Raw genomic sequence first — 16,518 nt, 5'->3', positions numbered from 1 at the left:
ATGAACCAACCCATCGAACCGGGCGGCGGCGACCGCTCCAGCTACCTGAGCTTCATGCTCGCGGGCGAGGAGTACGCCGTGGGCCTCCTGCGGGTGCGGGAGATCATCGAATACCGCCCCATCACCCGCGTGCCGGGGATGCCCGTCGCCGTGCAGGGCGTCATCAACCTGCGCGGCAGCGTGGTGCCGGTGGTGGACCTGGCCGTGAAGTTCGGCCTGCCGCCCCGGCCCATCACCCGCTGGTCCTGTTTCGTCATCGTGGAGGTGTCGCTCGACGGCCAGCAGACGGTGCTGGGGCTGCTCTCGGACACCGTGCGCGAGGTGCTGGAGCTGGGCCCCGACGACATCGAACCCCCGCCGGCCTTCGGCACCCGCGTGCGGCTGGAGTTCCTGCGGGGCATGGGCCGCCATGGCGACGCGTTCATCCTGTTGCTGGACCTGGACCGGCTGCTGTCGTTGGAAGAGCTGCTGCGGCTGACGACCGCCGCCGACGAGGCCACGGCCCCGGTGCCCCCTCCGGCGTCCGTGGCCCCGGCGCCGGAAGTCCCGGGCAGCGGGTGAGGCCATGAACGCCCATGGACCGGAGTCGCACGCGTTGCCTCCCGCGCTGTCGCACTCGGAGCTGATGCTGTTCCAGCACCTGGTGGAGGCGGAGACGGGCATCCACCTGTCCATGGCCAAGAACGCGCTGGTGGCGAACCGGTTGTCACGGCGGCTGCGTGAGCTGGGGCTGGGCTCGTTCGCCGCGTACCACGCGTACGTCACCACGCGCGGGAACGAAGCGGAGAAGGTGCGGATGCTCGACAGCCTCTGCACCCACGAGACGTCCTTCTTCCGCGAGTCCCGGCACTTCGACCTGCTGCGAGAGCACGTCCTGCCGGAGTGGGCCGCGCAGGGGGCCCAGGGGCGGCGACCCCGGAGCCTCCGCGTCTGGAGCGCCGGGTGCTCCACGGGCGAGGAGCCCTATTCGCTGGCGATGACGCTCCTGGAGGCGTTCCCCCGGGAGTCCGGATGGAACCTGGAGCTCGTGGCCACGGACCTGTCCACCTGGGCCGTCCAGCGCGCCGAGGAGGGGCTCTGGAGCATGGAGAGGGCGCGCACCATCCCGCCGCACCTGCTGCGCAAGTACATGCTGCGTGGTGTGCGCAGTCAGGACGGGCTGATGATGGCGGGGCCGGAGGTGCGCCAGCCCCTGCGCTTCGCCCGCGCGAACCTGCATGTCCCGGCCACGTGGCCGCAAGGCAGGTTCGACATCATCTTCTGCCGCAACGTGCTCATCTACTTCGGCGCGGAGGCCCGCGCGCGAGTCATCCAGGGGCTGCTCGAACGCCTGCCGGAGACGGGGTACTTCTTCCTCGGGCACGCGGAGAGCCTCATCGGCATCACGGCGGCGGCCCGCTCGGTGAGCGCCAATGTGTACACGCCGCGTCCGGGGCCCGCGGCGCTGTCCCGCGAGTGAGCTGGGGCCGCGCCCCCCGCTTCCGCGCCGCGTAATTCCAGGGCACCCCTGACGCCAGCGCCCGGTGCGCGGCCAGGGGGCCGCGCGGGCTGAGGCAAACCCCAGGCGGGAGACAGCAGGCTGCTCGTCACGACGTCTTCGCAGTCGTTCATGAATGTCATGGACTGCCGGAGTCCTGGGGCGGGATTGCCACTCCCCTGGGGCGCGCGGACATTGACCGGAAGCCGTCGTCGGGGGCTGTGGTAGGGTTCACTCCATGTCCTTGTCCATCACCGGATTGGGCTTGGTTTGCACGTTGGGCCATGACGTGGTCTCCGGCTGTGCCGCGCTCCGCTGCGGAATGGCCCGACCCCATCCGCTCGACCTCCAGGTCGCATCCACCGGTGATGAGCCTGGAGTGGAATCGGTCGTGGGGCATCCCCTTCGGGGGTTCAGCGATGGCTTCGTGGGGTTGGGACTGTATGGGCTGCTCGCCGAGGGCGCCGTTCGGGACCTCCTGGCCTATTCCAGGGTCGAACCCGGCGATGGTCACTTCTGGGGCGACACGGGGCTGTTCCTTTGTCTCTCTCCGGCACGAATCCCTGAGCGGGACGAACTCGAAGCACGACTGCACGAGCGACTCCCTTCCCTCATCATGCGGCGCACCCGGTTGGGGATCCGCTCGGAGGAGCAGCGTGTGGTGCCTCAAGGGCACGTTTCCGTACTCGCGGCGATGGCGGCTGCCGCTGAGGCCTTCTCAGAGGGGCGGCTTCAAAGGGCGCTCATCGTCGCGGTGGACAGCCTGACGAGCGACCTGGACGTGCTCGAAGCCCTGGCCATGAGCAGACGCCTCAAGACGCCGAACCTCCCGGTAGGCCTGATGCCCGGAGAGGCGGCGGCGGCGCTCCTGGTCGAAAGTGAATCCTCGGTGCGTCGTCGTGGAGTGCGAGCCGAGGCGGTCGTGGAGGCGCTTCGTGTGCGCGAACTGCCGGCGCAGGAGGTTCCACCCGAGGGGCCGCCACCCGTGCTGCGCCTCTCGGAGGTCCTCGACGAAACGCTGGCGGGCGCCACGCGGGTGGGAGACGTGTACGGCGACCTCAATGGAGAACAGTCGCGTGCCATGGATTGGGGCATGGCCCTGGCGCGGCTGGATGCGAGGTCCGTGCTGACCAATGCCAGGGCCCACTGGCCGGCGATATCGCTAGGCGATACGGGGGCCGTCAGTGGTGCGATCTCCGTGGCTGCGGCCACCCGCTCGTTTGTCAGGAACTACGCCCATGGAGACGAGATCCTCGTATGGTCCAGGGCTGACTCAGGCAGCGTCGCATCAGGCCTCCTCATCCGTCCACGGGAGTGAACACGCATGGCATCCAGCGACAATCACCTGGCCTGGGATCCGAAGACCCTCAACCACACGGACCGGCCCTCCGGCTTCGGCTGCCTCTGGAGGCACACCCTCACGGACAACGCGGGGTGGAGTTCCCACCCATGCAACCATATGGCCAATGGCTACAGGGTGTCCCTGAGTGAGCGCAGCGCGCTCTACAACAAGGACCACCAAGCGATTGCCCGGCGGATGCGACTCGTGGGCGAGGACTTCGGGCTGCGGAGCAAGGCCCTGAAGCGCACCTGGAAGCGATTCCCTGACAACGCTGGCTCCAAGCGCAAGCTCACCCTTTCGGACTTCTTCAAGAAGGCGAGGGGCTCTCTCTACTGGCTGAGCCGAGGACCCGAGGGTTGGCACATTGGTGCGAAGCACCTGTCACCTGTTCCCAACCAGCGACTGAAGGTCGGCAGCCGTCCGCAGTTCCAGCCTCGCCAGAACAAGGTACAGGGCGGCTACGGCGCCTTCTATCCGTACGAACACAACTACCACCACCTCATTCCCATCGGAGCCGTCGAGGAGTGGGTCGTCGGGAATGGCGCTCCTGGCGGAGCAACGCGCTCCGACCAGGTGGTGAAGATCATCCTCATCTCGCGCTGGAACATCCACAACGAGAAGAACATGCTCCTGCTTCCTCAGCAGGAGTTCGAATCGCTCATCGTGGGGCTTCCGGCTCACTGCCCCTGGGGTGTGCCGAAGCACACGGCCTACCAGGCATCCCTCAAGGAACGGTTACGCGATTTGCGGAGCGAGGTTGACAGGGACCTTCGGCAAAAGAAGCATCCCAAGGACATCAAGGCCGATATTCTTGGTGCATTGACCGCCTTGTCGGAAGTGCTGCTGGCGCAGGTGAAAGCCATGCGGGCGGGTGCCCAGCTCGCGGCCGCCATCCTTTGAGCTACGAACCATGCCTTATTCCTATTACACATTCGGACATGCCTTGGATTCTCGCGCGGTGGAGATCGTCGACCTGCCGGATAAGGTCGAGGACTACTTCTACCTGCGCGATGGTGTTCCCATGGCGTCCTACCTGCCACCGACAACCCAACTCAGTCTGTATGAGGAGGCGGGCGACATGTTCACTGACTTCATCGACAACCCAGATCGAGTGCTCTACGTCTCTCAGCGGGTGGGCGAGATCCTGTCGAGCCGCGGCCTGGTAGGAGCCGCCGTTGAAATGCTGCCCTTTGTCCTGCTGGACAAGCGTGGGCGGCGCGTCCAGGAGTCCTATTTCATCGCCAATCCGCTGGTGAGCATTCCGTGTCTTGATTTCGAGCGTTCGAAGTACCGTCGTCGTGCCAGCAATCCGAATGAACTCGCGGAAGTCAATCTCTTGCATCTGCGCGAAGATGTCCTCCCCGAAGATGCTCAGCTCTTCAGGGTCGCGGAGTTCACGGACCTGATGGTGCTGCGCTCCGATCTCCTGGACGCCTTCCATCAAGCGGGGCTCACCGGGCTCGCGGTTCATCCTTCAGGCACAACCATCCCGGGTTGAGGCCGTTTCTCATGGAGCTCATTCTCGACAACCTCCTCTTCCTGCTGAGCCAGCGGATGCCCCGGCTTGAGTCGCCGTCGGCGGCGCCGGACGCGAAGCTCGTCCTGGAAACGGCAGCGCTCTGGCGCCAGTATGGTTGCGGCTTGCTTCTGTCGGAGTTGGACGAAGAAGGTTTCCGCGAGAGCCTCGAACAGGCGGCGACGCTCTACCGGGACCTGCTGGTGCGCCGGAATGGCTGCCCGGAGTCCGAGCACTACTACCTCGCGCGCAGCAAGGGGGAGCCGCTCTTCGATGCCCTGGCCGTGGGTGCATGGGAACTCGCACGGCAAATCGCGGCGGAGATGACGCCGGCCTGGATGCAGCGGATGGAATCCGAAGAGGACTTCCATTACTTCGGTGCGCTCATCGGCGTGCTCCTCCAGCGTGATGACCTGGACACGGAGCTGTCGGCTTACGAGCGCTGCCTTCAGGGAGGGCAGTCCTTCCGCTTCGACGTGGTGACGGCGCTGGCTGCCGCGGATGGGGATGCGTTCGACGCAGGACTGCAGGGGATGATCGAGGAGCAGTCGGCCTGGGTGGCGCGGCAACAGCGCTCCGGAGTCTTCGACCCCTATCGGCAGAAGACCTCCGCCTTTGTCTTCGTCGAGGGCGTCGCGCTGGTCCGCCTGGCGCGGCACAGGGCCCTGAAGACCCAGCAGCGGTATCGCCTCATTCCTGCGCCCGCTCTCAACGCTGGCGCTGCGTAGGCCGTCGCGGGAGCAGGCGTCTTCGCTGGGCAGGCCCCGCGCTGGCACCGGGACGCGGGGCGATGAAGCCGCGTCCCTATTGCCTCGTCCCGGCCTTGCGCTCGCGCAGCGCCTTGCACGGGTCGTCTTCCGGCATCGCCGGGGTGAACCAGACGTAGTCGTAGGGCAGGGACGGGGCGTCCACGGTCGCCGCGTAGTCCTGGGGCTTCAGTGCTTCTGGAGACACCTCCAGGAGCGCAACGCTCAGCACCTTCGCGTTCGGCTCCCGGCGCGTCAGGTGGGCGGGGACGGCCCGGTCCTTGCGCACGTGGCCGTTGCCGGTGATGAGCAGCGCGCCATTGCCCACCCTCAATCCCAGCAACTGGTCCGCCATCATCGCGTCGCGGGCCCGCTGGGCCAGCGCCATGGGCTCCAGCATCTCTTTGGGGAGGTGCCCGCAGTGGGAGCGGTCCAGTTCCTCGCGCACTGCCTTCGCTTCGGCTTCGGGGACGGGCGCGTCCAACTGCAACCGGGTGCGCAGCTCCGTTGGCAGGGCCTCCGGTCCCTTCATCACCAGCTCGCGCACCTGGGCGCGGGGCAGGTTGGCGGCGACGATGGGCAGCTGTGCTTCGAGGCCCGCGTTGAATACAGGCGCGTACAGGCTGAAGTCGGGCCAGCCGCTGTTCGCCCAGTCCAGTGCCTGGGCCAGCGCTTCGGCGTCACCCGGGTTCTTCTTCAGGGACGCGGCCACCGTGGACCACTGGGTGACGTCCAGCATCTCGAACGCGAGCGCGGGGCGTCGGCCCGCGGTGGTCGTCGCTCGCACCAACTCCGCCTGGAGCCGGTGGTGGTCTGGATGGTCGTGCCGCTCTCCCAGCAGGACGTACTGCGTGGAGACCACTGCCTGACGCAGGGCCTCCTCGTCCACGAACCTTCCGCCCGCCACATCCCAGATGCGGCCTGCCAGCGGGTGGTCCTGGTGCAGCGTGGCGGTCCACTGGGTGGAGGAGGCAGGAGGTCGCGCGTCCTTCACGGGGGCCTGTCTGCTGGCACAGCCTGCGAACATCAGGAGGGCGGCGAGGGTGGATAGAGGGCGTCTCATCCTCCCATCCAAGCTGGAATGCGTCGCGATTACTTCCTCGAAATGGAGCAGGCCCGCGCTCCCGAACAGAAGGAGGCGGGCCCATCTGCTGTCCTGCGAAAAAGCCCGACTCTACTTCGCGTCATCCTGGATGACCCACCATGGGGAGCAACTGGAGGTCAACGCGCGATGACCGTATACCAACCGTTGCAGCTCATGAGGGATTGGCCGCTACCGATGCAAGCGCGGACGGACAAGATCGTGCCGGAAGCAAAGGAGAGGTTGAGGGGAGGGCCATTGCCGACACCAGTCCGGTTCCAGATGGTAAAGATTTGGCCGTTGAAATTGAGCTGGGCCACGGCTGCGAGGCCATCCGCTGAATTGTCCCTGGCGTAGAGATTGTCATCATCCGTGAAGAGCGCGTCGGAAGCGCCGCCCGGGCCTGGAATGACGTCGGTCGCGAGCGCCGAGACGGGCCTGTCCGTACTTTCTGTCGGCCCCTGCGTGTCCGGCGTCTCCAGTCCCTGGGTGGGCCCTTCATCCCCGGGCTGCCCACCGCAGCCGAAAAGCAGACCGCACAGTGACAGCGTCAGCGCAAACTTCGAACCAGACATGGAATTCTTCCCTTTCATGAGCGCGGAATGGCGCTCATGAGGAGGAGTTAGGAATTGATTTCTGGTCTGTCAAGCAAGGCTTGAATTTCCCGTCCGCGTCTGTTTCCTGACAAAGACAGGGCCCGCGCTCCTGGAGGGGAGGCGGGCCCGTGTCTGACAATGGCTTGTCCGGCCGCGGGGGACTACTTGGAGTCCACCACCAGCACCATCCACCGGTCAGTGCCGTGGTCGATGCGCACGTTGGAGGCGCCGGCCTCCTGGAGCTGCTGCACCACGCGCTCCAGGAACTGGAGGTGCTCCTGCGGCGCGTCCACGAACACGTTGCGCACGCCCGGGCCCTTCGCCTTCGGCTTCTTCGCCGGGGCCGAACCGTTCAGCAGCTCCGGCACGGCCGCGGACTTCAGGAGCACGCCCGCGTCCTCCGTGGTGACCTCGGGACGGTCGTCATGGGCTTCCACTTCGGGCTCCTTGTGCACGGGCGCGCTGGGGCTGGAGGACAGGTCCTTCTTCGCCTGCTCGCGCAGCTCGTTGAAGGTGCGCAGGTTGATGGTCGCGCCGAACCGGTCCTTGAAGCTCTCCAGGGCGTCCTGGCGGCTCAGGTCGGGCTGGGTGCGGAAGAGGTCGAGCAGGAACGCGTGGCGCTCCTGCGACTGCTCCTGGGAGGTCCTGGGCATGGGTGTGTGGCTCCGGCGGTGTCGGGTGCTTGAAAAGCGGCGCACCCTATACCCGAGCCACCCCCCTGAACGAAAGCCGAGGCCTACTGCCGTCCGCGCGGGCCCGGACGCGCCGTGCGTCCTCCCGTGCGCCCCGACGGGCGCGGCTGCACCGGGCGGGGCCAGGCATTGGTCGCGAGTCCCTGCTGCTCTCCACCGCTGTCCCCCGCGCGGCGCAGGCGCGCGGCCTCCGCGGCGGACTCCGGCGGCACCAGCGCGTTGGGGCCCCGACCGATGAGGTCCTCCCGCCCGGCGAGCCGCAGCGCTTCGCGCGCCAGCGGCCAGTGCTCCGGGTTCCAGTAGAGCAGCAGCGCCTTCTGCATGCGCTTCTCGCGCAGGCCCTTCGCCGTGTACACGGGCTCCATCTTCAGTGGGTCCAGGCCCGTGTGGTACATGGCCGTGGCCACCGACATGGGCGTGGGGATGAAGTCCTGCACCTGCCGGGGCCGCTTGCCCTTCTCCTTCAGCCACTGCGCCAGCATCACCATGTCCTCCAGCGTGGAGCCGGGGTGGCCGCTGATGAAGTAGGCGATGTCGTACTGCTCCTTGCCCGCGTCCTCGCTCGCGCACGCGAACATGTTCTGGAAGCGCTCGAAGCTCTCGATGCCGGGCTTCTTCATCTTCTCCAGCACGCGCGGGGACACGTGCTCGGGCGCCACGGACAGCTGGCCTCCCACGTGGTGCGCCGCCAGCTCCTTCACGTACTCCGGCGAGCGCTCCGCCAGGTCGTACCGCACGCCGCTCGCGATGAAGACGTGCTTGATGCCCGGCTCCTCGCGCACCTGCTTCATCAGCGAGATGAGCGGCCCGTGGTCCGTCTGGAGGTTCTCGCACACGCCCGGGTGCACGCACGACAGCTTGCGGCAGCGGCTCTCGATGTCCTCGCTCTTGCACTTGAGCTTGTACATGTTCGCCGTGGGGCCCCCCAGGTCCGTGATGGTCCCCCGGAAGTCCCCCATGCGCCGCACCTCGCGCACCTCGCGCAGCACGCTCTGCGCGGAGCGGCTCTGGATGACGCGCCCTTCGTGCTCCGTGATGGAGCAGAAGGTGCAGCCGCCAAAGCAGCCACGCATCAGCACCACCGAGTGCTTCACCGTCTCGTAGGCGGGGATGGGCTCCTTGTACATGGGGTGCGGCACGCGGTTGAGCTTCAAGTCGTACAGCTCATCCATCGCCACCGTGGCGGTGTCGCCGGGCTTCGCGCCGGCGCCGTCCTCCAGCGGGCGTGCGGGCGGGTTCATGTAGATGGCCCGGTTGCCGTGGCGCTGCGCGATGGCGCGCGCGTTGCCGGGGTTGGTCTCCATCTGGAAGTCGCGGCTCATCACCGCGAAGGCGCGCGTGTCCGCCACCACCTCCTCGTAGGAGGGCAGCACCACCACCTTGTCGCGGTCCGCGGCGCGCTTCGCCGGGTCCGCTTCGATGGCCTTCATCGCCGCGTCGTTGATGAGGTGGGCGGTGCCCCGGATGTCCTTCAGGTCCTCGACGCGCTCGCCACGGTTGAGCCGGTCCGCGATCTCCCAGATGGGCCGCTCGCCCATGCCGAACACCAGCAGGTCCGCCTTGGCGTCGAAGAGGATGGACCGGCGGACCTTCTCGCTCCAGTAGTCGAAGTGCGCGATGCGGCGCAGGCTGGCCTCGATGCCACCCAGGACGACGGGTACGTCGGGGAAGGCCTCGCGGCAGCGCTGCGCGTAGACGATGGACGCGCGGTCCGGCCGGCAGTTGGTGCGCCCGCCCGGGCTGTACTGGTCCTCCGAGCGGTTCTTCTTCTGGGCCGTCAGCCGGTTGAGCATCGAGTCCAGGTTGCCCGCCGCCACCCCGAAGAAGAGCCGGGGCTTGCCCAGCGCCTTGAAGGGCTCCGCCGAGTGCCAGTCCGGCTGCGGGATGATGCCCACCTTGAAGCCCCGCCCCTCCAGGAAGCGCGCGATGAGCACCGGGCCGAACGCCGGGTGGTCCACGTAGGCGTCGCCGCTCACGATGATGATGTCGCACTGCTCCCACCCCCGGGCCTGCAGGTCGGCGCGGGTGACGGGAAGGAACGGGTGGGCGTAGCGCGGGGTGACAGAGGCCATGAGGGTCCTCCCCAATGAAGCGGGGCGGGGCCACCCAACCCCATCGGGCAGGGCTCTGTCCACTGTCGCGCCCGGTTGCCTCCCTGCCCCCCAGCCCCCCTCCCGGGAGGCCGACACACCCGGAGTGTCACCCAATACCAGACAGCCCGTGCTGGAATTCTCAATTCCTCGCAAAGGCTGCTCATGGGTCATTTGTGCTCCAAGTGGGTGTATGGCCACTTCATCCCCTGGTACAGCCTTTCGGGTATTGCTAGAAAATTATGTCTGTGGCAAAGAATGTTCACGGGCTCTGACTGTCAATGTCTGGCGGCAGACCCGTACCCACCCGCAGGCTTCGCGCCCTCTGGAGACAGACATGACACTCCTTCGTCCGCTTTCCCTCTTCGCCGCCCTCGTGACGCTGGGGGGCTGTGGCACCGACACCCATGACGAGAGCCCGGCGCTGCGTCAGTCCGAGGCGGCCGTGATGACGGGCATCGACCTGAGCGTCTCCGAGCTGGGCGTGACGTGCGATGGCCAGGTCCTGACGGTGACGGGGGCCATCCGCAACGAGGCGCCCACGGGCATCGACCCGTCGATCGCGGGCATCTACGCCGGGGACCCGGCCCAGGGGGGCACGCTGCTGACGACGGTGAGCGTGCCCTGGCTGGTGGGCAAGGAGCGCTACCCCTTCCAGGCGGTGGTGGAGGTGCCGGAGGGGACGCAGAAGCTGTTCGTGGTCGCGGACACCTTCGGCTTCTTCCCGGAGGACGACGAGCTGAACAACACCGCGTCCGTGACGCTGGCGGCCGGTGGCGGCTGCGTGGTGAACCAGCCGCCGGTGGCGCTGTGCAAGGACGTGACGGTGTCGGCCTGCGCGGCGCAGGCGTCCGTCAACAACGGCTCGTACGACGTGGACCTCTTCCCGCAGCCGCTGAGCCTCTCCCAGAGCCCGGCCGGGCCCTACCCGGTGGGCACCACGCCGGTGACGCTGACGGTGTCGGACGGGATGGAGTCGAGCACGTGCTCGGCCACGGTGAAGGTGGTGAACCCGTCCGCGCCGGTGGCCGGGGCGAGCAAGGACCTGGTGCTGCCGTTCATGGTCAACGCGGAGTACAAGCAGGTGACGCTGGCGGACTGCGCCCAGCCGGCGACGGACAGCTGCGGCGGGACGTTGGATCTGCAGCAGTCGGGCTCCATCATCCGGGTGGTGTCGGATGAGACGGAGGACGCGCTGTCCGGGCTGCGGCTGCTGGCGTGCAAGGACATCAAGCTGAGCGCGGACCGCAAGTCGGCGCAGCTGCGCGCGGAGTCCGGCCTGCTGGGCAACGGCCGCGTGTACACGATGGTCTATGAAGTGAAGGATGCGTTTGGCAACGCGACCACCAGCAGCTGCAAGGTGAAGGTGCCCAGCCTCCAGGGCATCCTCTCCGTGGGCCTGGGGCCGGTGTACTGCCAGGGCACGGCCTGCCCCGCGGGCACGGGCGGCGGGCTGCTCTGCTCGCTGCTGTAGTCCCAGCACGCACTGTCCTTTGAAGGTGGACGGCCCGGGGTGCGCGAGGTGCGCGGCCCGGGCCGTCGTGCGTGAAGGGGAGGAGCGCTTCACCGCCGGTGCAGGCGTGCGAGGGAGCCACGGCGTGCGTTGACGCAGATCGGAGCCTCCCCTAGCTTGGCCGGCTTCCCGGCGCCGCCGCTTCCGAAGGTGAGGAAGGGCCGTGTCGCGAACACCCCTCATGATGCGCAGGACGGACGAGGATTCGGGTCAAGGGGAGGTGCCGCGGGACGAGCGCGCGCCGGATGGCCTCATGCCCGTGCTCCGCGTGGAGTACGACACGGACGTCGAGGCCGGTGGACAGGTGGCCCCGGTGCTCCGGGTCCGGTCGGTCTGGCCGCCGCCGGAGGCCGGGGAGGAAGCGCTGCCGCCGGAGCCCGTCGCCGGGACGGCCGCGAGGGGCGCGGCCTCGAACGTCGTGCGTGAGGGCTCCGTGCGTGAGGGCTCCGTGCGTGAGGACTCCGTGCGTGAGGACTCCGTGCGCGAGGACTCCGTGCGCGAGGACTCCGTGCGCGAGGACTCCGTACGCGGCAGCGCGGGCTCGAACTTCCTGCGCGACAGCTCCGCTCGGCCTGCCACGCTGGATCTGCTCCGCACCGCGGCCCTGCGGCTCTCCGCGCCGAAGCCCGCGCGCGAGGCTGCTCGGGAAGTCATGGCTCGCGTGGTCACGGCTCGGGAGGTCCCCGCTCCGGAGCTCGTGCGCGTGGACGATACCGCCGGCAGCCCTCCTCCCGAGGAGGCCCCGGCCCGGGACGTGTCCGCCACCGGGGACATCACCCCCGCCGAACGCCAGGCCATGCAGGCCGCCGTGTCCTCCGGTCGCCGCAGGGAACAGTGGGTCGCGCCGACCTACCTCCCGGAGGAGCTGCGCGACGCGCTGGTGGCGGAGCGCGGCCAGTACCGCGCGCAGCGGCTCCAGGAGGCGCGCGAGGTGGGGCTGGCCGGGCCCGGCGTGCTGGGCCTCGTGCCGGTGCCCGCCGCCGACCCTGACTGGTCCGGGGGCTCGCTGCTCGGCTTCATGGGCGAGGAGCTGGTGTTCGCCGGGAACATCGTCCACCTGGACTTCGAATCCGGCCGCGTCTTCGCCGCTTCGGACTCCGGGGAGGACCTGGACCGCCGCGCCCTGTCCTGCGAGCGCTGGTGCTACCGGCCCTATGACTTCGCGGAGGCCCTGTGCGCGGCGGCCTCCGCCTACGAGGAGCGCGTCCCCGCCCTCACCACCGCCCTGGCGCGCGCCCGGGGGGAGAGCGCCGCCTCCACGCCCTCCGCCCGCGACGCGGAGCTCATCCCCGTGGACCGGCTCTGGCGCCAGCCGTGGGGCTGCGTCTGGGGGCCTCCCGGCACCGGCAAGACGACCGCCGTCGCGGACCTCATCGCCCGGGCCCTGCGCGCGTACCCGAACGAGCGCATCCTCGCGGTGGCGCCCACCAACCGCGCCGCGGACGAGCTGGTGCTGCGCGTCAGCGCCCTGCTGGAGCGCGAACCCATCCCGCTGCGCCCGCTGGCCCGCAGCATCTTCCGGGGCGGCACCGGCGCGAGCGAGGCCCTGGGGAAGCTGCCCACCGTGGCGCTGGAGGAGAACAAGACGAGCAAGCTGCGCAGCACCATCCAGGAGCGCGAGCGCGAGCTCACCCTGGAGCGCTCCCGGGGCGGCGCCGCGCCGGAGCTGGCCAAGATGCAGGCGGAGCTGCGCACGCTGCGCGGCCGCGTGAAGGACCCCACGCTGAAGGAGGCGGAGAAGGGCGACAGCCCCCTCATGGTCCTCACCGTGCACCGCGCGCTCCGGCTGGTGTCGGAGCTGGAAGGGGAGGAGACCTTCCAGCGGCTCGTCGTGGACGAGGCGGGCATGGTGACGCGCGCGGCGACGGCGCTGCTCGCCCCGCTGGCGAAGCAGGTGACGCTCGCGGGCGACCCCAAGCAGATTGGCCCCGTGAGCCGCGCGGCGGAAGGCGCGGGCGGCGGCGCCCAGACGTGGCTTCGCGCCAGCGCCCTGTCCCACCTGGAGGACGCGGTGAAGGACGCGGCGCGGCCGGACGTGCTGCTGCTGCGCACCCAGCACCGCATGCACCCGGACATCGCCCGCGTGGTGAGCCACTTCTGCTACGGCGGCGCGCTGGAGGACGGCGACCTGGTGAAGGACCGGGCCCAGCGCCCGGCGCCGGTGCCCGCGTTCCCCGCGCGCGCGATGTGGCTGGTGCTGGACGGCCTGAGCCGCGACCACCGCCGCCTCACGCACGGCCGCGGCGAGACGGGCTCCGGCTACCAGCGGGAGCTGTCCGCGGAGCTCGCCGTCACCCTGGCCCGGCAGGCCGTGCGCCTGGGCCTCACCGTGCTGTGCGTGACGCCCTACCGCGCGCAGGCGGCCCTCTTGCGCAAGCTGGGCAACGCGGCGGGGTTGCGCCACGACATGTTCAGCGCCTCCACCATCCACCGTCAGCAGGGCACGCAGTACGACGTGGTGATGGTGGACACCGTGGCCGGCGGCCGGCCCTTTCCGCCGCACACGCTCGTTCCCATCCTCAACGTGGCGGCGAGCCGCGCGAAGGACTACCTGCTGGTGCTCGCCTCGCGCGCGGAGGCCGGCGCGTCACCCGTGCCCCGGCGCTTCCTCTCGCTGCTGCCCCCCGTGCGCGTGCACCCGGGCACGCCGCCCCGGCTGGAGCTGATCGCCTCACAGCCGCGCCCGCCGCCGCCCCCGCCTCCGCCGCTGTTGCCGGTGGGCCTGGGCGGTGAAATCGACGGGGGCCGCGACGTGGGGCCCCTCTTCACCCAGGAGCAGGTGTCGCTCTTCGAGCGCCGCTTCGACGACGGACACCACCTGGTGCGCGGCGTGGCCGGCAGCGGCAAGACGTACGTGCTGGCGCACTGGGCCGCGCGCTACCTGCTGGAGAACCCGCGCGCCCGGGTGCTGGTGTCCTTCTACAACCGCTCGCTCGCGCCGCTCGTGGACAAGCTCCTCGTCGAAGCGCTCACCGTGCGCGCGGGCGCGTCCGCCGTGCCCGCGCTCAAGGCCCAGGTGACGGTGAAGCACGTGGGCGCGCTCCGGCGCTTCGCCCCCCAGGCCTTCGACGCCGTCTTCGTGGACGAGGCGCAGGACATGGACGCGAAGGCGCTGGCCGCCCTGCACGCGCTGGTGCGCCCCCGCGTGGGCGAGGACGGCCGCGAGTCCCGCTGCTTCCAGCTGTTCATGGACGACTCGCAGAACGTCTACGGCCAGGTGCCCATCGACACGCTGAAGGAGCAGCTGCCCGAAGGGCTGTCCTTCCGGGGCCGCACCCGCGTGCTCAAGGAGACCTTCCGCGCCACGCGCGACATCCTCGACGTGGCCTTCAACGTGGTGCTGGACCCGTTGCGCCAGCACCGCGTCACCGACCCCGGCATGCGCGAATACATGAAGGCCGGGGAGCTGGCCCGCGAACGGCTCCTGTGGCTGCCGGAGGAGACGCTGGAGGGGCTCTACCGCGTGCAGTCCACCGAGCGCGGCGGCGTGCTGCCCCAGGTGAAGGCCTTCGCCTCCAGCACCGGCGAGGCGCGCTGGGTCGCCAAGGAGGTCGCGCGGCTGGTGCGCGAGGAGCACGTCCACCCGGGGGACATCCTGGTGGTGGCGCCCGTCATGCCCGCGTCGTTCACGGACGCGCTGCGCAAGGCGGGCGTGCCCGCGGAGGCCTACGGGGGCAAGGGCGGACGGGACGTGGCGGACTTCCGGGTGAGCGGCGTGGACCACGTGCGCGCCACCACGGTGTTCTCCTGCAAGGGCCACGAGTGCCCCGTCGTCTTCTTCGCGGGCCTGGAGGCGCTGGACTCCATCGAGGCGTGGATGGCGGGGGCCCGCCAGCGCACCGAGCGCGAACACGAACGCATCCGCCGCGCGATGTTCTACGTGGGGGCCACCCGCGCCATGAAGCGCCAGTACCTCACCGGCGTGCGCGGAGGCCGCTTCCTCCAGGTGGCCGCGTCCTACGTGGAGACGCTGTCCGGCCACCGCACCGCACCTTGAAGCGGAAGGCGGCAGGGCACTTCACCCGCCGACTACATCCGCCAGGCCGTCGCTCCCGCGCGCTTGCCGAACACCGGCTGGCCGTACACCTCGCGGAAGCGGGCGCGCAGCATGTCGAACGTCTGCTGGAGGTCCGGCGTCGCCGGCTTCGCCTCCGGCAACTGCCCGCCCATCCGCGAGAAGCAGCGGCTCATGGCGCCGTCCAGCCACTGCGTCGCGGCGGTGGTGTCCTGGTCCTGCAACCGCTCGAACACGGACAGGGCGCGCTCCAACGTCTCGCCCACCAGCTCCGTGGCGTCGATGGTGCTGCCCGCGCACAGCTTCGCGGCCCGAACCTCCAGGGCCGGACGATGCGTGCGAACGAACTCCCCGAAGGCATGCAGATTCACGATCACCATTCTTAATCCCTCGCCCCGTCGCTGTCAGAACGTCCGACAACAAAAACCTTGGATCCCGGCTTTTATGCGCGCCCGGGTGGAAAATGGTGGTGGGGTTGACTGATAGGTTCCCTGGAGTCTCAGGAAGCAAGACAGCGGGGGGACTTCCTGCTGTGCGGCGGGCCTGCGAGCCTTCGTTAGGGGTGGGCGGGCAGAGCCCGGGCGCCAGCGCTGTTGTGGGGCCCGCCTGAACAGGGAGACGCGAATGCGCCGCGCGGTGGAACTGACGGACATCGGTGGGGGCTGTGAAGAGGGGCCGCGCGTGCTGCTCCTGCCGGGGCTGGGTGCCCGGGGCACGGGCTTCCGGGCGCTGGCCGAGCGGCTGGCGGACGTGGCCCGTCCCGTCCTGGTCGAGTACCCGGAGGGCGAGCATGCGGCGTGTGGCGCGCGGGCGCTGGCCGAGCAGGTGCTCCGGGCGGCGGGGACGGTGGACGCGGTGGTGGCCAGCTCCTTTGGCGGCATGGTGGCGGCGCACCTGGCCGCGGGCGGGGCGACGCGGGGCGTGGCATTCCTGGGCTCGTTCACGCGCACCACGCACGTCGGCCCCCGGGGCCGGCTCATCGCGATGATGGGACCCATCGCGGTGCTGGGACGTCCGGGGCGCGTGGCGGCGTCGCTGGCGGCGTGGCGGCCGGTGCCCTCCGCGCAGGTGGCGGACGTGGTGCCCACCACGACGCTGGAGCGCCTGACGACGCTGCGTCGCGCCTTCGCCATCCACACCGAACCGCCCCCGCCGGACCTGCGTGCGTCGAAGGTGGCGTGCCTGTGCATCCAGGGGGACCGCGACGTGCTGGTGCCTCCGGCGACGCTGGAGCGGCTGGTGGCGTCGCTGCCCGCCGGCACGCCCCGGCACCTGCTGCGCGGCGCGGGCCATGTGCCCTACTTCTCGCACCCGGAGGAGTGCGCGCGGCTGCTCGGGCCGTGGCTGCGGGAGCTGGGGCCGCTGGGGTTCGCGGCGGCGGCGGGCGCGGGCCTGGGCTCCGCGGCCTGAGGGGGCGCATGGGGCCGTCCGGAGCCTTGACGCACGGGGC

Annotated in this window: 14 protein-coding genes; 9 read left to right on the top strand and 5 right to left on the bottom strand. The window is 69.7% G+C overall.

The window, feature by feature from the left end; genetic code table 11:
- From OV207_RS25570 to OV207_RS25545, 6 genes are all read left to right on the top strand, one after another.
- On the top strand, positions 1 to 561 hold the full coding sequence (locus OV207_RS25570) for a chemotaxis protein CheW (protein ID WP_267557725.1): 561 nt from the start codon (positions 1 to 3) through the stop codon (positions 559 to 561).
- A gap of 4 nt (positions 562 to 565) precedes the next feature.
- On the top strand, positions 566 to 1,459 hold the full coding sequence (locus OV207_RS25565; protein WP_267557724.1) for a CheR family methyltransferase: 894 nt from the start codon (positions 566 to 568) through the stop codon (positions 1,457 to 1,459).
- Between the two features lie 256 nt (positions 1,460 to 1,715).
- The gene (locus OV207_RS25560; protein WP_267557723.1) at positions 1,716 to 2,795 is read left to right on the top strand and encodes a hypothetical protein; all 1,080 of its coding nucleotides are present in this window, start codon (positions 1,716 to 1,718) and stop codon (positions 2,793 to 2,795) included.
- Positions 2,796 to 2,801: 6 nt separating this feature from the next.
- Complete coding sequence (locus tag OV207_RS25555; protein ID WP_267557722.1) at positions 2,802 to 3,719, top strand: hypothetical protein; 918 nt, start codon at positions 2,802 to 2,804, stop codon at positions 3,717 to 3,719.
- 58 nt (positions 3,720 to 3,777) lie between these two features.
- Entirely contained in the window at positions 3,778 to 4,317 is a 540-nt protein-coding gene (locus OV207_RS25550; protein ID WP_267557721.1) for an imm11 family protein, read from the top strand.
- An 11-nt stretch (positions 4,318 to 4,328) separates the two neighbouring features.
- Positions 4,329 to 5,063, top strand: a complete 735-nt coding sequence (locus OV207_RS25545) for a hypothetical protein (protein ID WP_267557720.1) — start codon at positions 4,329 to 4,331, stop codon at positions 5,061 to 5,063.
- A 76-nt stretch (positions 5,064 to 5,139) separates the two neighbouring features.
- Here OV207_RS25545 and OV207_RS25540 read toward each other — a convergent pair whose 3' ends face one another.
- The 4 genes from OV207_RS25540 to OV207_RS25525 all read right to left on the bottom strand — a co-directional run bounded on the left by OV207_RS25540 (position 5,140) and on the right by OV207_RS25525 (position 9,522).
- On the bottom strand, positions 5,140 to 6,144 hold the full coding sequence (locus tag OV207_RS25540; protein WP_267557719.1) for a ChaN family lipoprotein: 1,005 nt from the start codon (positions 6,142 to 6,144) through the stop codon (positions 5,140 to 5,142).
- Between the two features lie 158 nt (positions 6,145 to 6,302).
- Positions 6,303 to 6,737, bottom strand: a complete 435-nt coding sequence (locus tag OV207_RS25535) for a hypothetical protein (RefSeq protein WP_267557718.1) — start codon at positions 6,735 to 6,737, stop codon at positions 6,303 to 6,305.
- Positions 6,738 to 6,919: 182 nt separating this feature from the next.
- Positions 6,920 to 7,411, bottom strand: a complete 492-nt coding sequence (locus OV207_RS25530; RefSeq protein ID WP_267557717.1) for a hypothetical protein — start codon at positions 7,409 to 7,411, stop codon at positions 6,920 to 6,922.
- A gap of 83 nt (positions 7,412 to 7,494) precedes the next feature.
- A complete protein-coding gene (locus OV207_RS25525) occupies positions 7,495 to 9,522 on the bottom strand; it encodes a YgiQ family radical SAM protein (RefSeq protein ID WP_267557716.1) in 2,028 nt (675 codons plus the stop codon).
- A 355-nt stretch (positions 9,523 to 9,877) separates the two neighbouring features.
- Here OV207_RS25525 and OV207_RS25520 point away from each other — a divergent pair, with 355 nt between their 5' ends.
- Both OV207_RS25520 and OV207_RS25515 read left to right on the top strand, forming a co-directional pair.
- Positions 9,878 to 11,014, top strand: a complete 1,137-nt coding sequence (locus tag OV207_RS25520; RefSeq protein ID WP_267557715.1) for a hypothetical protein — start codon at positions 9,878 to 9,880, stop codon at positions 11,012 to 11,014.
- A gap of 292 nt (positions 11,015 to 11,306) precedes the next feature.
- Positions 11,307 to 15,050 (top strand): AAA family ATPase, encoded by a 3,744-nt coding sequence (locus tag OV207_RS25515; protein WP_420715260.1) that lies wholly within the window; start codon positions 11,307 to 11,309, stop codon positions 15,048 to 15,050.
- Positions 15,051 to 15,082: 32 nt separating this feature from the next.
- On the opposite strand, the gene OV207_RS25510 is transcribed toward OV207_RS25515, so the two are convergent.
- Positions 15,083 to 15,448 carry a hypothetical protein gene (locus tag OV207_RS25510; protein WP_193347790.1) on the bottom strand — a complete coding sequence of 122 codons (366 nt, stop codon included), beginning with the start codon at positions 15,446 to 15,448 and terminating at the stop codon, positions 15,083 to 15,085.
- A gap of 244 nt (positions 15,449 to 15,692) precedes the next feature.
- Between OV207_RS25510 and OV207_RS25505 the strand changes: the two genes are divergently transcribed.
- Complete coding sequence (locus tag OV207_RS25505; RefSeq protein WP_193347791.1) at positions 15,693 to 16,478, top strand: alpha/beta fold hydrolase; 786 nt, start codon at positions 15,693 to 15,695, stop codon at positions 16,476 to 16,478.
- Positions 16,479 to 16,518 lie beyond the last annotated feature (40 nt).

Source organism: Corallococcus sp. BB11-1 (genome assembly GCF_026626625.1).
Classification (GTDB): Bacteria; Myxococcota; Myxococcia; order Myxococcales; family Myxococcaceae; genus Corallococcus; species Corallococcus soli.
The sequence above is the reverse complement of the archived record's forward strand: the minus strand, read 5'-3'. Positions and strand labels throughout refer to the sequence as shown.

What these genes read in the sequence shown, in the direction of transcription:
- OV207_RS25525 (WP_267557716.1), bottom strand. Translation starts at nt 9,522, where the DNA reads ATGGCCTCTGTCACCCCGCGCTACGCCCACCCGTTCCTTCCCGTCACC.
- OV207_RS25545 (WP_267557720.1), top strand. Translation starts at nt 4,329, where the DNA reads ATGGAGCTCATTCTCGACAACCTCCTCTTCCTGCTGAGCCAGCGGATG.
- OV207_RS25510 (WP_193347790.1), bottom strand. Translation starts at nt 15,448, where the DNA reads ATGGTGATCGTGAATCTGCATGCCTTCGGGGAGTTCGTTCGCACGCAT.
- OV207_RS25515 (WP_420715260.1), top strand. Translation starts at nt 11,307, where the DNA reads ATGCCCGTGCTCCGCGTGGAGTACGACACGGACGTCGAGGCCGGTGGA.
- OV207_RS25565 (WP_267557724.1), top strand. Translation starts at nt 566, where the DNA reads ATGAACGCCCATGGACCGGAGTCGCACGCGTTGCCTCCCGCGCTGTCG.
- OV207_RS25530 (WP_267557717.1), bottom strand. Translation starts at nt 7,411, where the DNA reads ATGCCCAGGACCTCCCAGGAGCAGTCGCAGGAGCGCCACGCGTTCCTG.
- OV207_RS25570 (WP_267557725.1), top strand. Translation starts at nt 1, where the DNA reads ATGAACCAACCCATCGAACCGGGCGGCGGCGACCGCTCCAGCTACCTG.
- OV207_RS25555 (WP_267557722.1), top strand. Translation starts at nt 2,802, where the DNA reads ATGGCATCCAGCGACAATCACCTGGCCTGGGATCCGAAGACCCTCAAC.
- OV207_RS25540 (WP_267557719.1), bottom strand. Translation starts at nt 6,144, where the DNA reads ATGAGACGCCCTCTATCCACCCTCGCCGCCCTCCTGATGTTCGCAGGC.
- OV207_RS25505 (WP_193347791.1), top strand. Translation starts at nt 15,693, where the DNA reads ATGCGCCGCGCGGTGGAACTGACGGACATCGGTGGGGGCTGTGAAGAG.
- OV207_RS25535 (WP_267557718.1), bottom strand. Translation starts at nt 6,737, where the DNA reads ATGTCTGGTTCGAAGTTTGCGCTGACGCTGTCACTGTGCGGTCTGCTT.
- OV207_RS25520 (WP_267557715.1), top strand. Translation starts at nt 9,878, where the DNA reads ATGACACTCCTTCGTCCGCTTTCCCTCTTCGCCGCCCTCGTGACGCTG.
- OV207_RS25560 (WP_267557723.1), top strand. Translation starts at nt 1,716, where the DNA reads ATGTCCTTGTCCATCACCGGATTGGGCTTGGTTTGCACGTTGGGCCAT.